Source organism: Lewinella sp. LCG006 (assembly GCF_040784935.1).
Taxonomy (GTDB): domain Bacteria; phylum Bacteroidota; class Bacteroidia; order Chitinophagales; family Saprospiraceae; genus Lewinella.
Map to the genome: position 1 here is coordinate 4,324,182 of NZ_CP160680.1, position 15,900 is coordinate 4,340,081.

Annotated in this window: 7 protein-coding genes; 5 read left to right on the plus strand and 2 right to left on the minus strand. The window is 47.0% G+C overall.

The window, feature by feature from the left end; genetic code table 11:
- Positions 1–5 precede the first annotated feature (5 nt).
- Genes AB0L18_RS15610 through AB0L18_RS15630 form a run of 5 tightly spaced genes read left to right on the plus strand, consistent with a single transcriptional unit; the run spans position 6 to position 11,987 of the window.
- On the plus strand, positions 6–4,094 hold the full coding sequence (locus AB0L18_RS15610; protein ID WP_367388234.1) for a carboxypeptidase-like regulatory domain-containing protein: 4,089 nt from the start codon (positions 6–8) through the stop codon (positions 4,092–4,094).
- Complete coding sequence (locus tag AB0L18_RS15615; protein ID WP_367388235.1) at positions 4,094–5,359, plus strand: contractile injection system tape measure protein; 1,266 nt, start codon at positions 4,094–4,096, stop codon at positions 5,357–5,359. Before AB0L18_RS15610 ends, AB0L18_RS15615 begins: the two co-directional genes overlap by 1 nt.
- Positions 5,360–5,377: 18 nt before the next feature.
- Positions 5,378–9,994, plus strand: a complete 4,617-nt coding sequence (locus AB0L18_RS15620; RefSeq protein ID WP_367388236.1) for a DUF4157 domain-containing protein — start codon at positions 5,378–5,380, stop codon at positions 9,992–9,994.
- Positions 9,995–10,001: 7 nt separating this feature from the next.
- A complete protein-coding gene (locus AB0L18_RS15625; RefSeq protein WP_367388237.1) occupies positions 10,002–10,649 on the plus strand; it encodes a hypothetical protein in 648 nt (215 codons plus the stop codon).
- Positions 10,650–10,664: 15 nt separating this feature from the next.
- On the plus strand, positions 10,665–11,987 hold the full coding sequence (locus AB0L18_RS15630) for an ATP-binding protein (protein ID WP_367388238.1): 1,323 nt from the start codon (positions 10,665–10,667) through the stop codon (positions 11,985–11,987).
- A gap of 1,376 nt (positions 11,988–13,363) precedes the next feature.
- Here AB0L18_RS15630 and AB0L18_RS15635 read toward each other — a convergent pair.
- Positions 13,364–14,749, minus strand: a complete 1,386-nt coding sequence (locus AB0L18_RS15635; protein WP_367388239.1) for a DUF819 domain-containing protein — start codon at positions 14,747–14,749, stop codon at positions 13,364–13,366.
- A gap of 255 nt (positions 14,750–15,004) precedes the next feature.
- The gene (locus tag AB0L18_RS15640; protein WP_367388240.1) at positions 15,005–15,823 is read right to left on the minus strand and encodes an SH3 domain-containing protein; all 819 of its coding nucleotides are present in this window, start codon (positions 15,821–15,823) and stop codon (positions 15,005–15,007) included.
- Positions 15,824–15,900 lie beyond the last annotated feature (77 nt).

Genomic DNA, 15,900 nt, shown 5'->3' on the forward strand with positions numbered 1-15,900 from the left:
GTGATATGTTACCAGTAAACATTTCCTATCCGTTTTTTGAAGCCAATCAGGTGCTTTCCAATGAGCATCTCAATCAGCTATTTAATTACCTCGATGAACAGGAACGCCTGACGCGGACCAACCTGATCGGGATTGGCATTGTCTGTGGTTTGGAGCCATCCATCGCTGATAGTGGTGATAGTATCCAGATCAGCAAAGGCTGTGGAGTGACCTCCGAAGGTTATCTGATCACTTGGGGTACCCAGGCCGCCTTAGAGTGGTATCGCCCTTACGAGGTGCCCGATGCGCTCCCTTATCGAGAGTTTGGGAGTGGCAGTAATCCGTTCACGCCATTCCCCATTTGGGAACTGACGGCGGATCGCAACAATGATGCCACGGCCGTTAGGGTAAGCCGTGACTTCTTGCAGGGGGTTAACCAGGTTCCAGGAGAAGGGGATGAAAAAATCCTAGTCCTGTTTCTAGAGTGCGAAGCGGAAAGCAATCGGAATTGTGCCCCCAATTCTTGCAATGATAAAGGTTCTACCGTAACGGCGACCATCCGACCGCTGTTGATACGAAAGCAGGATATTGATTTGCTCCAGGCGCGTATTCGTGCCTTGGGGCCAGAAGCAGAAGCTTATTTTAGTCTGGCCGACTCGATGAGTAATCGTTTGGGTTTACCCACACTTAAGCTACCGCGTTTTGATGTTGCTGCCACTAATTTAGGGAGTACCACTTCTATTTTTTCTGCCTTCCAATTGGCGATGAGCCAGCCGGTGGTAGAAGGCGTCGCCAATGCGCTCAGTGCTGCTCATCAAGCTTTTGCGCCTTTGCTCACCGATTTTCCAGCCAACCCTTTTGCCAATCTACTGACCAATTGGGCCTTTCTCTATAATCGCAGCATAGAAACCAGCGGACAATACCTCTGGTACCAATATTACTATGATCACCTGGATACCGTTATTCAGGCTTATGAAGAATTTCGCCTGCGGGGGCTAGAAGTATTAGGGCTTTGTTGCCCAGACAGTCGTTTGTTTAAAAGACATTTGTTTGCGGGCAACCTGGGTGTTGAGCCGATCGGCAATAGCTATCGTCATAGCTTTGTGCCTTCGCCCTTGTTTACGCGTCAGCAGGGAGCTATGGCAGAGTTGCGTTTGCTGTTTGCCCGGTTGGTTAGTTTGGTGCAGGAATTGGAGTTGCCTCCAAATGTGAGTTCCTTGATCGGCGTCAATGTCGGAAATATTCGTCCTTTCACGCCAGTCCTCCAGCCGGGGGTATTTACTCCCTTTGATGGCTTTACGCTTGTCCGTCCCGAATTACTTACAGCTTTTAGACCAAGGTTGTCGACGAGTATAAAGATTACACCTAGTTTACTGGGTGGGCCTCTGTCTCGCAAGGCCATTCCTTACCATTATCGACCTGTACCCCTTTACGAACAGTGGAGCTATCACCTGACCCGTCAGGGGAAAGCCCGGCATAATTTGGGCTACCGTTCCAATGCCTGGAATACGACCGACCTCTTTGTTCGTTTTCCGCTACAGTATGACCTGGAGCCTAATAATTTTCTAAGGATTGAAGGACACATTGGCCAAAATTACGTGCAGGTACTCAGCGAGTTGCTTGCGCAAAAAGACCGCAACCGACTACCGATTGATATTATAGCACTGAAATCTGGCTTTAATGAAGATAACATCCCGCTACCTAGAGAGGTGGAAGATTGTCATTTTCAAGATTTAGACACCCTCTATCAGGCCTTTCGGGAAGAATTGCTGTGCCAACTCTGTGAAGCTGTAAAACGGTTTTACTTGACGCCAATTTTACCTAACCAAGCTCCACCACAGGCTTTCGGCAACCGGGTGCCACAGCTGCCGTTTTTGCAGCAATGCGCACCAAATTTCCGCTATTTCGATAACTCTATCGGTGCCTATTATGAGAACAACCTGAGCCAGCATACGGCGACGGCCCCTTATTTGGGGAATCTAGAATCGGTCTATATCTATCATGTCCTGTTTATTTTCAACCTGGTGAAGCTTGCGGAAGCGCTACCCGAAAATGTAGGCCAGTTGGATATGACGGTTTTTCGTCAGCGACACAATGCCTTGATGGGCTTGATGCAGGTGCTCAATAATTATATCCTGCAAATTACGAATGATGCCATCACAGACGATGACAACAATGATAGACTGGATCTGGAAGAGTTTTCCGATCAAATGGATCACGTTCTTTTTGCCTGTAAACTGGAATCCTTTCAGCGTATTTTTGATGAGTACCAGGATCGTATCAATAAAATCCGGGAGCAGTTGTTGTTTACTAAATTTCTGGATCAGCATCCGGGAATTCAGCACAAAGCTGGCGTGCCCATGGGCGGAACCTTTGTCATGGTTTATCATGGTGATGATCAACCTGATGATGTCCCTGTCCGGCAAGGCCGTTTCACTATCCGAGGTCGGGTAGTCGCCAACGGAGAAGTACTTATTGGTGTGACCATTGTTCAAGTTGGTACTACTTCTGGAACGGTAACGGATTTCGATGGCAACTTTTCTTTGGTCGTAAACAGTTTACCTGCTCGTCTGGAGGTACTGATGGCTGGTTTTGAAAGCAGAGAAGTAATTGCCGTTGCTGAAAATGTAATCCTGAATATAGACCTGGCTGCTCCAGTGGATAATAATACGGATCTGGGGCGTTTTGCTGATCTGGCTGTGGGTACTGTAATTGCTGATTTTTACTTGCCCTATTTATGTTGCTCAGATTGTACACCAGTGCAATTTGTACTACCAAAAGAACCGCCCACCTTCAGCTGGGAACAAGTCGGTTGTACGACGCCAAATAATACGGGTCTTGTGCTAATTACGCCTACTGGCGGCACTGCTCCTTATGATTATTCCTTGGATGGAGGGGTCAATTGGCAGGCATTAGCTGAAGACCCTATTGCCGTAAATAACGGAGCCCAGGTGCAGATTAGAGACGCGGAAGGAACCATCTCCGTAAGGCGTACAATAGCGTTGGTGCCACAATTTGTAATTGATCCGGGCGCAAGTATTTGCGATGAAGATGGACAGAATTTCCAGGTGGAAATCTTCATAAATGGTGGTCGCCAGCCCTATCGGGTAATTGCCAATGGGCAAACATATGAAGTGCCGCTGGGGGAAAATATCGGTTTTGCTACCTTCCCCAGTGGACAAGGTGGGGAGGTGATCGTAGAAGACAGTAGTACGCCAGCTTGTGAACAACGATTTGATGCAAAACCTGTTGTCTGTGAGCAGGGATGTGGTCTGCCTTGTAATGGCATTACCAGAGAGTGTGGCCATCCGTTCTGGATGCAACGCAACCCAAATACCAGTATTCGCTATCAAAGGGTACAACTTAGAGTAAACACCTTCACGGTCATTGGCGATCAGCCAGGGCAGGCCGTTAATTTTAATACCGCACAGCTAGGACAACTGACCGAAATACTAAATCCAAGTGGCGATTTCAGTACAGCAAGCGTGTTCAGTAGTTTCTGGAATAGCAGAATGCCCGATGCGAATGAGTTCATTCAATCTGTGTTGGGGGATACATTTGGTAGCCCAGAAGATGCGGTTATTCTTCTGACTTACGATCCCACAGGGGTAGACAATTTTACTACCCTGAGAATTGAGCATTATAGCTGCCATACCTACGTGATTGAAATCGAAGTGAGCTTTTCCGGGGCTTCGGTTGGGAAGCATGATTACCGCCGTTTCTGGCAATACCGCGAATCGGGTAGTGAAGTGCGCGAAGAAGTGATTATTAATAGTAATCAGACGTTTCAAGGAGAAGGAAGGTTGCCGGCCTACAACTGTATCATCCGTGATCGTTGTAATCCGAATAATCCTCCTCAGGAATTGTGTACGGAACCTACATCGCTGGAAATAAACTTTGATCCAGGAGGGAATCAACTCTTTTTATTTGCTAATAATGCTGGTGAACGGCCCGTGCTGTGGATGGTGGAATATGCTTTCCCTGCTATTCTTTCCGGCACCCAGGTGGAGACAAATTTGCAAGCTGATTTTAATACCAATTACGTCATTAGAGCCATTGCGGTCGATCCTGATACGACTTGTGCGTCGGTAGCAAGTGCTTCATTTGTCATTTGATGTCAGCGAAACAAATCCATATCATCAATCACCTTAAGCTGGAACTGAATGTTCAGGCTTCCCGTGGTCAGGATTACTATGCGATCAACGAGCGGTTATCTGTTCTTGGTCAAGAGCGCATACCTGAGATCATTGATCGGGTGCTGTCGGAGTTGGTGCCTCCTGGGGTATATGTTCGTTACGACAAGTTGCTTGTGGATTGTGACATCAGCTCCTTAGAGGAGCTAGAAGAGGTGATCCGCAGGCAATTAGCTGGAGAATTGGAGCTGTTGATCAGGGAGCAAGCGCAAGATGAAGAACTACGCTTTGCTTCTGTTACTGATGGGCGGGAGGACTTACGCGAAGCGATTATAGGACCGGGAGCCTGGGTCATTCATTTCCTGGAGAAAGGGGTTTTGCCTTGGTCTGCTCCCGAAGGGACAAGCCCTGCTTCCTTGGCGTATGAGTTGACAGAATTACTCGCTAATGACCCCGCTTTCGCCGAGGGTTTGCGCCGATTTTTATTGCAAAACAAAAATGGTCTTAAGCGGATGCTCGCCCAGTTTGGGAGCGTAATGTTACAGCGGTTAATGGGTGCTGCTCAGGATCAGCCGATGCCTCCTCCACTGCTTTCGTTAACTGAACAGCTGAAATATTGGACGGAACAACTGGAACTATGGGAGGAAGCTATAGAGGTAAATCGGTCAATGACTGATCCAAAAAACAAGGTGGAGGCGCCAAGGTCAAAAGAGCAAAAACGACTAACAGCTTTAGTCCAAGGTAATCATAATCAGGAGAAAGCCTTAGCTGTTAGGCAGGCGGGGCTGGTGCTGCTGCATCCATTTATCGACCGGTTTCTTACGCTGCACGGAGCAGTGTCTAACCACGAAGTCGTTGATCCAAGTTTGGCGGCAAGCCTCCTACAAAGCCTTGTTGCTGGTGAATCACCGACGGCAGAATGGGAGCTGGTCTTGCCTAAAGTATTACTGGATATTCCCTTGGAGGAAGTATTGGTTTTGCCAAAATTAACAGAAGAACAACTCCGTAGTGGAGAGGAATTAATTGAAGCGGCCATCCGTCATTGGTCGGCCTTGGGGAGAACTTCCGTAGCAGGCTTTCGGGCCAATTTTTTGCGACGCGACGGCTTACTTCATTTACAGGGAGCCGATTGGTATTTGCAGATAGCACATGCCCCCTATGATATGCTGCTCGATCGCTTGCCCTGGAATATTGCCATGATAAAACTCCCCTGGATGAGAGGAATGCTAAAGGTTGATTTTCAATGAAGTTAAAAAACTAAGGGAATGAAAACGAAAACGACTCAGGTCCCAAAAGCCAAACCTGGTAAGCCAGCAAGGCAATCTTCCTTTTTTCAGACTAAAAAGAGCGATGGTGCTTTTTTTAAGGCGCAGCCTAAAGTGAACGTAGGGAAACCTGATAGTCGTTTTGAAACCGAAGCCGATCAGATGGCGGAAAGAGCGGTCAATAGTGAAGGCACCTCAAAGCCTTTGTTTGGCCAGATTTCGCCCTTGGTACAACGTAAGGAGCAAGAAGAAAATCTCCAGGCCAAAGCCACTGAGGAGGAAGAGGTGATGCAGGCAATGATGGAGGAAGAGGACCCCGTACAGCGCCAGCGGGACACGGAAGAGGAAGAGGTACAGGCGAAAATGGAGGAGGAAGAGCAGGTGCAAAGCAAGGAAGAGGAAGACGTACAACGTAAAGTAGACGAGGAGCAACTGCAAATGCAAGAAGAGGAGGAAGAAGCGGTGCAGGCAAAAGAAGAAGAGGAAGCTGTTCAACAAAAGGAAGAAGAGGAGGAAGTGCAAGCTAAGCTTGCTCCCCGCCCGCTGTTGCACCGAGGCCTGGATTTTGCGAATGCTATCCGAATGCGTCGGGGAAAGGGGCGGCCGCTAGATACAGATACGCGACAAAAAATGGAAGGTGCCTTTGAGGCTGATTTTAGTGGCGTACGCATTCACACCGACCAGGATGCTGTTCAGCTAAATCGTGCTTTGGGAGCGCAGGCCTTTACTACCGGGAAAGATGTTTTCTTCAATGAGGGAAAATACGATCCGTCGCGGCGAAAAGGCCAATTGTTGCTCGCTCATGAACTTACCCACACTGTACAACAGGGAGCAGTGCCAGAGCGCACCTCGGATACGCCCGAGCCCGCAGGAGAATCCAGCACCGATACCGCTACATTGACAACGGATGCAGAGGCTTTGTTGCCAATAACCATTCCTGATACGGATACGGCTGTGGATACCAGCACCGGCGAGACAGCAGCAGGTGCTACCCCTGCTGTAGGTGAAGAGGAAGCTGCCGCTACCCCTGCACCCGTCGAAGAAATACCAATTCCTCGAACCCCGGGTGAAGACCCTAATTTTCAGGCCCTTAAGCAGAAGACAAAGAAAACGGCAGCGGGCCAGAAGGATGTTCCTACGGCTAAGAGTTTAACCGATAACGCAGAGGAAGCCGCCCCGCTAGCTGGCAATGAACAAAAAGGGCAGGCCCAGGAGGACCAGGTCGCTGAAATGGAGGAGCAGGAACCGCAGCTGTTTGACGCGGAGACTTTTAAGAAGTTACTCCTAGATCAGATTGTAAAAATTCTACCAAAAAGCGAAGAAGAAGCGGATAAGTTCCCCGGTAGCGGTAAGATGGACCAAGTCAAAGATAGTGCCGGGCAGAAGGTCGCGAGTGAGAAGGAAAAATCAGGTGGAGCGATAAAGACAGCTACGGCCAAGGAACCAGATCCTTCCGCTGTAGAAGCTCGGCCAGTTGCAGATTTGGTCTCACCCACGGTAGGAGCTGCCCCAAAATCCCTGCGCGCAGGAAATACGACTCCTCCGGCGCGGAATAGCTCCGAGGTTAGCCAGCCGCTTGTTGATGATGGTAAGCGCATGGATGACGAAATGGCCACCAATGAAGTGACCGAGGAGCAACTGGCGATATCTGAAGAACCTAGTTTTCTTACCGCCCTTGATTCCAAAAAGACTGCGAAAGCCAACATCACTGAGGCTCCCGTTCAATTCCGTCAGGAAGAGCAAACGGTTCGCGAAAAGCATCAACAGCACGCCGAAAACAAGGGAGAGGATACCGTGTCGGGTATGTTTGATGGTCGCCAGCATCTTTTGGCGAAAGCTACTGACGAACAAAAGAATACCTCGAAAGACAACACATCTGCGAGAGAGAACATCAGTAGAGAAATTGACAAAATCTTTCTCCTGACCCAAATTGATGTGGAGAAGGTGCTCGGGCCAGCTGATGGTAGCAGAGAAGGTACTATTGATGAGGGCGTAAATACCAGGTTTGAACTGGCCGCCAACTACGCTACGCTCCGTTTTGAAAGCTTTATCAGGCGTAAAATGGATGCATACAAACGCGAGCGTTACGGCTCGTGGTTTGATCCTCGTGGATGGGGAAAACGCATCAAGGACACCGTTGTAGGGATGCCCGATGAGGTCAATAAATTCTACGAGGAGGCGCGCGAGCAGTATATCGCAGATATGGATGTTGCGCTTACGGGAATAGCCCGCTACATTGCTACCGAATTGGCCAAAGTCAAGCAACGTATATCCAAAGGCCGTAAAGAAGTCAAAGATTTTGTCGATGGTCTACCCACAAGCCAACAAAAACTGGCTACCGCTGCCGTAGAAAAAATTGAAGACCAATTCAGTCAACTGGACAGTGCCGTGACGAGCAAGCAGGATGCACTCATTGATAGCATAGCCCAGAAGTACAAAGAAAGCCTGGAGGCCGTGGATGCGCGCATTGAGGAAATGAAAGCGGCCAACCGGGGGCTGGTGGACAAAGCACTGGACGCGATTAAGGGCGTTATTGAGACCATCAAGAAATTGAAGCAGCTGATTATGGATTTGCTGGCTGCCATTCAATCATTGATTGGTGTGATAATGGCCGATCCGATTGGGTTCATGAAGACCCTTTTTGCGGGAATTAAGGCTGGTTTTGACAACTTTGTCGCCAATATTCAAAAACACCTCATTGCGGGCTTGTTCAAGTGGCTGACGGGCTCCCTGGGGCCGATGGGAATCACCGTGCCGGAAAACATCTTTAGCCTGTCGGGAATCTTTGATCTTATCATGCAGGTGCTGGGGCTAACTTGGGAGTTTGTCCGAAAAAAGATGGTAAAGCTCATCACAGAACCCGTGGTGAAAGCGGTAGAGACGGGTTTTACGGTGGTCAAAAAAATAAAGGAAAAAGGTATAATGGGGCTCTGGGAAGAGGTGCAGGAGCAGTTTGGTGACCTGAAAGAAACGGTGATCGAGGCGGTTCGAAATATGATCATCACCCAGGTCATTCAGGCGGGTATCAAGTGGCTGCTGAGCTTACTGATTCCCGGAGCGGGTTTCATTAAGGCAATCATAGCCATTAAAGATTTTATCGTCTTCTTTGTAGAGTCAGCTATTGCTTTGATTCCTACGTTGATCGAAGCAATCAAGGCTGCAGCTGCCAAGAATTTTGCCAGAATCAGCTTGGCAGTGGAGAATGGTTTGTCTACACTGATCCCCTTGGTGATTGGCTTACTAGCTAAGCTATTGGGTATTTCTGATCTGGTACATAAAGTTCAAAAAATCATCAAGAATATCCGCAAACGCATCGATCGGGCTATCGATAAGATTATCCTGAAGGCTAAAGCCTGGGCGAAGAAGTTTGTCAAAGGCGCTAAGAAGACAGCCAAGAAGGTGAAAGATAAACTGGTGCAGTGGTGGAAGGCGAAAAAGAAGTTTAAAGGCGGTGATGGGAAACAACATACGCTTTACTTTGAGCAGAAAGGGCAGACAGCGAAGATGATGGTGGCCAGTGATATTCAGACGTTTGCCGACTTTATGAAGCACATCAAATCTGTAGCAAAAACTGATGATCAGAAAAAGCTTTTGAAACAGGCAGAAGCAAAAGCTACGGAGGCTGATAAAATTATTCAGCGCAAGACGGGAGCTGCTACAGATGCGGCTACCAAGAAAAATCAGGAGAAAAAGCAAAAAGACTTGCAGGTGAAACTCAATGAGCTGAGCCCCATCACGGCACAAATATTCGGCTTCGCGGATGGTGAGCAGCCTGCTACAGAAGTTGATTTTGACAGCACCACCAAGGCCGGAGCAACGGTGGCAACGGTCATGACCGCTACGGTACTTTCCAAGGTGGCTCGGAAAAGTGGTGACGCCGGTTCTTCACCAACGCAAGAGAAGCATCTCCTTTTTGATAAATTACTATTAAGGAAAGAAGGTGCTCGGTCGTACTATATCCGAGGGCACATGCTCAATGATAATATTCATGGGCCGGGGAAATGGTACAACATGACGCCATTGTCTCAAAAGGGAAACAAGGCGCACTTGCAATCAGCAGAAAACGCAGTGAAACGAGCGGTACAATCCGGAGGAGTGGTAAGTTACAAGGTGGAAGCCAATTACGGCAGAGGTGATCTGAGTGTTACCAAAGCCCAACTCAATAAGCAAGGCATAGATGAATCCATGCACGATGATATCATGACCATCCGCTCTGCCGAACAGCATGTCCCTACCAAATTAACCGTAGCAGCCACCTTGCTGGTAAAAGATGATAAAGGGAAATTTACCAAAAAATCCAAGGTGCTGTTGAGCAGTAAATCCATCACTAATGAGGTGGATACGAATTTGAAGAATTATGAGGTGGGGAAAGGGGAAGCTAAGGTTACACAAAGCCTGGTAAATAGTAGTGCGGAGAAGATCGCATCCAACACCAATATTCCTTTAAATGAGGTAATAATAATTCAAAAGTTAGCACAAGGCATTGATGATCTGAGTAGATATGATCAAATAGCAGAAGCAATCAACCAAGACATTACGCTTAGTAGTGCTAAAAAACGACGGCTAAACAAAATGGTGGTAAAGATGCAGGAAGCACGTAGTATAAAATTAAATTAGGAAAAACATGAGCAATCCGATTGAAGAGTGGCACGAACGATTAAGTGGAGCTTTATATGATGCTGAAGAAGCAAATACTTTGGTGCATTTGGAGGAAAATTATAATCTACCCTTAGATGATGATGTTTTTCAACCATTTGAGCTAAGTGGTTTGCCTGAAAAAATGCTTCAATTATATGAATTGTTTGACGGATGGGAGATAACTTGGACTGCCGTAGTTGGGGACGAGGCTGGCGGTCGCCTTCATTTTTTAGCATTGGAAGATGTCCTCCAAGATGGCCTGGGGCAGATCTATGATAAGGAGGACTTGTTGGAAGAAGAGCTACTGGAATTCTTCAAGCCCTTTGATTTAGTAACCGACGAAGCGGAATGCGGCTTTCTTCATCGCCCCGGCTTCTCATCGGCAGCCATTTATTATCATCGTATTGGAAGGCCACAGCTCTACAACCTAGATCTTGATTTCTCCGGCTATCTCGAAATGGCACTCGCTGCGAGGGTTTATTATTATTGGCCAAAGGTTTTGCTGGATATCCAATCTGGAGAAGAAAGCCCAGAGACCTTAGACTTCAAGCACAATATGCCCTTGGTTTTTCCTGATTTTAGCTGGGAGGGATTTGTAGAAAAATACCAATCACTACGTTTGTCCATCAAATAGCTTTATTTTAGTCCAATGAAAAGGATTTCAATTACCAATTTAGAACATGCTATTCGCTATTTGGAGGAGCGTATTTCTCAGCGGCTTACCGCTCCCGAGAAAATTGATTTCCCTGACTTTGATATCTCAGATGCTAGTGATCCTTTTTTTCGTACAGTAGCAGAGATGAAACTTTCCCTAGAAGAGTTTCTTATTCTTCTCATCGCCTTGATGCCGCATGTTTATCCTGATTTCTTTGATCGAGTTGTTGCTAAAAATATAACTAAGGACAATGATTTGCCTGCCTTTGGAGGCATCAAAACTGCGGAGCAACGCACCATGATGCCGACGGTATCCACGGCACTGTTTGTATTGGCAGGTGATGATATCCAAAAACGGATGGATTTATTGACGCTCTTTGATGATCAGCATCCTTTTTACCAACAAAGCATCCTTCATCTCGAACAACCGCGAATGGGGGAGTCGATGTTAAATCGGCGAATATTATTAGATACAGAGTATATAGAGCTTTTTACACAAGGGTATATATCGCCACCGAGATTCAGTTCTTCCTTTCCTGCTCAATTGCTCCAAACGGAGCAAGAGTGGACCGATTTGGTATTGCCACCTCCCGTTTTAGATCGCATTGAAGAAATTAAAACCTGGGTAGAACAGCATTCCACCCTGATGGAGGATTGGGGCATGAAGCGGGTGCTAAAACCTGGATACCGAGCTTTGTTTCATGGGCCGCCAGGAACGGGTAAGACGCTTACGGCTAGTTTGTTAGGGCGATATACAGGCAAGGATGTTTTTCGGATAGATCTGTCCGCCGTCGTTTCTAAATACATAGGAGAAACGGAGAAAAACCTCTCCCAGCTATTTGATAAAGCTCAAAACAAAAATTGGATCTTGTTTTTTGATGAAGCTGATGCTTTGTTTGGTAAGCGTACGGGGGTAAAAGATGCTCATGATCGGTATGCTAATCAAGAAGTCTCTTATCTTTTGCAAAGGGTGGAAGAATTTCCAGGCTTAATAATCCTCGCATCTAACCTTAAAAGTAACCTTGATGAGGCTTTCTTGCGCCGCTTTAATACCATTATCCATTTTCCCATGCCGGATGTTGAGGAGCGTCTGCAATTATGGAAAAAAGCGTTCCCTGAGGCAGTCACTTTAGCGGTTGATTTGGTAGAAGTAGCAGCCCGTTATGAACTCGCTGGTGGTAGCATCATCAATGTAGTGCAATACGCTTGCTTGAAAAGCCTGCAACGCGCTAGTAAAGAGATTAGAATGGAAGATGTTCTGCAAGGAATTCGCAGAGAAATAGAAAAGGATGGACGCCTGTTTAAGTCTTTAGTGTAATAGGATGGTACTGAGTACCAAGTACAAAAAAAAGCTGTGAGAGAAGGATTCGAACCTTCACAGGGTGCTTAGCTACTGAACAAAAGCAATTTTGTGGTCAACCCATATCCAGTGTTTATCGCATGATCCCCACCCCCGAGACAAGAGGGCATGGCTGCCTATTTCATCACCTCACAATGTTGAAGTCGGAGGTCAGAGGTGGGAAGTCGGAAGTGTTTAGGTTCCAAATTCCGCGGTCTTTATCCGACGATTTTGAAAATCGGAGAGAAAACTTAAAGCTGAAGTACTTTTACTTCGGACTTCCGCTTTCCTCCCGATAGCTATCGGGACCGACTTTGAAAGCTGTGAGGGAAGGATTCGAACCTTCACGGGGCAGTTAGAGAAAATCAGGACGCTTAAAAAGCCCGAAGCTCGTTAAGAGCCATAATTTCTTTTGTGCTGTACTCCCCACCCCCGAGACAAGAGGGCATGGCTGCCAGTTTCATCACCTCACAATGTTGAAGTCGGAGTTCGGAAGTGGGAAGTTGGAAGTGTTTAGATTCCAAATTCCGCGGTCTTTATCCGACGATTTTGAAAATCGGAGAGAAAACTTAAAGCTGAAGTACTTTTACTTCGGACTTCCGCTTTCCTCCCGATAGCTATCGGGACCGACTTTGAAAGCTGTGAGGGAAGGATTCGAACCTTCACGGGGCAGTTAGAGAAAATCAGGACGCTTAAAAAGCCCGAAGCTCGTTAAGAGCCATAATTTCTTTTGTGCTGTACTCCCCACCCCCGAGACAAGAGGGCATGGCTGCCAGTTTCATCACCTCACAATGATTAAGGTACTTAGTACCAAGTACACAGTACCAAGTACACAGTACCAAGTACCTTAAAGCTGTGAGGGAAGGATTCGAACCTTCACGGGGCAGTTAGAGAAAATCAGGACGCTTAAAAAGCCCGAAGCTCGTTAAGAGCCATAATTTCTTTTGTACTGTACTCCCCACCCCCGAGACAAGAGGGCATGGCTGCCAGTTTCATCACCTCACAATGTTGAAGTCGGAGGTCAGAGGTGGGAAGTCGGAAGTGTTTAGGTTCCAAATTCCGCGGTCTTTATCCGACGATTTTGAAAATCGGAGAGAAAAGTTGAAGCTGAAGTACTTTTACTTCGGACTTCCGATTTCCCATTTCCGACTTTGAAATCAGTTGCTTTCAACTGATGATGTGACAAATTTAAAGCAAGGGTTTATTTGTTGCAAATATTTTAATGAATAAAAATAATTTTTACATTATTGTCAATTATTTTGTGTTTTCGTTGAGTATTTTAAAAAAAAGAGATCAGTAATTACGGTTGAATTACTGATCTCTTAATGAGGCTTTTTGGCCCTTTGTTTATGGTCTTAATTTACCGCAGCTTGCATTAAATAAGCGCAAATAAGTGCGCCGTAGGTCCCCAAAGCATAGCCCAATACCGCCATTAGTACACCTACGGGTGCTAAGGCTGGACTAAAGGCAGAGGCAACGATAGGCGCGGAAGCAGCTCCACCCACATTAGCTTGCGAACCTACAGCTACGAAGAAGAAAGGAGCTTTGATGAGCCAGGCTACAAACAAGAGCAGGATGACGTGAACGAGCATCCAGATGGCTCCGATGGCAAAAAGGCCAAGATTATTGATGATATCACCGAGTGCCATGTGCATCCCGATGGTGGCTACGAGGATGTAGATGAAAATACTGCCCCATTGGGAGGCTCCAACACCTTCCAGTTCGCGGAATTTGGTGAACGACAAGACCAGACCTAGTGTTGTGGAGATAACAACGAGCCAGAAAAAACCACTCAGTAAAGAGTTGAGACCAGCCGCCTTGAGGCTCTCTTCAAAAGGTTCGAGCCAGCTGGTGATGAGATCTGCGCCCCAATGAGAGAGAGCCACTCCTCCGAAGCCTACGGCTAGTAAAATATAAAGGTCGTTGGTGGAAGGGATTTTCTTGATTTTATCCTGGTATTCCGCAACCTTTTTTTCCAAGTCCTTGATGGCAGTGTTATCCGCTTTGAGTCGAGCGTCGATTCGGTCGGAGATTTTGGCACCATATAATAGGAAGCCCATCCAGATGTTGGCGACTACAATGTCTACCACCACCATAGAGGCAAAGACACTACCTTTGACTTCGAAGATTTCTTTCATGGCCGTTTGGTTGGCACCACCACCAATCCAGCTACCCGCAATGGTACTCAACCCACGCCATAGCTCGTCGGGAGAAAAGCCTACCAGGTTAGGAAATAGATAAGTGAGGATGATAAGCGCAATCGGTCCGCCAATAATAATACCTACGGTAGCAGTGAGGAACATAATGATGGCCTTGGACCCCAATCGCATGATCCCTTTCAGGTCGATGCTTAAACATAACCAGATCAAACTCGCAGGTAACAGGTACCGGCTGGCCATAAAATAAAGCTTGGAACCTCCTTTGTATTGTTTGTAAACAGAAGGGTCAATGTCTGCTTGTCCAAATAGTTTTTCAATTTCGGCAACGGATGCTTTGGCTGGTAGCTTGATCCCTAATTCTTTAGCCAAGTCGTAGATGCCAGGCTCAAACCAATCGTAGGCAATAAGGTTAAGAGGCCAGTGCAAAATGGCTGGAATGAAATAACAGAGCAAAATAGCTGGAACAAAAGTATAGAATCGTTTCCAGGCTTTCTTGTCGCTGCTGGCGGTAGTAAAGACAAAGGCCAGTGCCAGCATCAAAATACCAAAAACAATGGCATCATTCGTAAAAAATGGCTTCATAATTAAGGACGGATATATGAGTTGATCGTAAATCGTTCAGCTGTTGGCAAAGAACGACCAAACAGCATGGTGCTGCCAAAATAGGGAAATTTGTGTAATGGTGAGATATTCAGCACCAACCATCAACTGCTCAAGGTCGGAAGTCGGAAGTGGGAAGTCGGAATTTTTAAACCGCACTCCGCACCTAAAAAGGTGTAAGGGTTGGAAAAGTGGAAGGGTGTAAGGGTTACCACCAACCATCAACAATCTCCCCCCTCAATCCCCCGCCACCAGCAGGACCATTTGCCATTGCCCGGTGCTGTTTTGCTGGAAGCCTGCCCGGAAATCGAGTGGAGAGCGGTAGAATTTGCCGTAGAGGAAGCCCTCCATGCCGTCTGCTAAGCGAACTTTTATCCAGGGGTGCGTTTCGCCGCTGATGGTTTCTTCGGTAGGGGTGGTTTCCAGGTATTCCACCAGGTCGTAGGAGAGGGTTTTTAGAATTTTGGTACTGAGACCCGGGCCTGAGCGCAGCCGTACACCTGCACCCATCACTGCCCCAAACTCGTAGGGTTCGGTACTGTCTGGCCAACAAGGGCCGAGGTAGGGGGCCTCGAAGTAGCTCCCTTTGCCATAATTGTTGAATTGCCCTCCCAAGGACAGTAAGGTTTCGAGGGTAGACCATAAGTCGGATTGAGGAATTTTTTCAGGGCTGTCCAGTCCCCACATTTGGATAAATTCCTGGAGGCCATCTTCGCCTCCAAAACCGGTTTTTATGTTTTCGTTGACATAGGGTAATAAAGCAAAAATATCTTTGTTGGCAACGATGGTTTTTAGCTGTTCCCGGAAAAGGAAAAAGAGGGTATCTTTTGGTGCTCCGTCGGCAGGATTTACTTTCCCCGCTTCGGGATTGCATTCCAGTGGGAAAACTTCTTCCCTGTTGGTAAGAAGTGTCTGGTAGCTTTGGATGACACTATCGGTAAGGACTTGGACGGTCTCGGAGGTAGGCGTATCGCCTGATGCGTCAGTAGTAGCCTTGTCGGACTGGCAACTTAAAAGGCAGAGTAGGGGATAAAATAGTAGGGGAAGCTTTCTCATAATTTGCCTTTTTGTGTAAATATAAAAATAAAAAAGCCCTTTCCTATCGTCATGATAAGAAAGGGCTGGGGATGTTT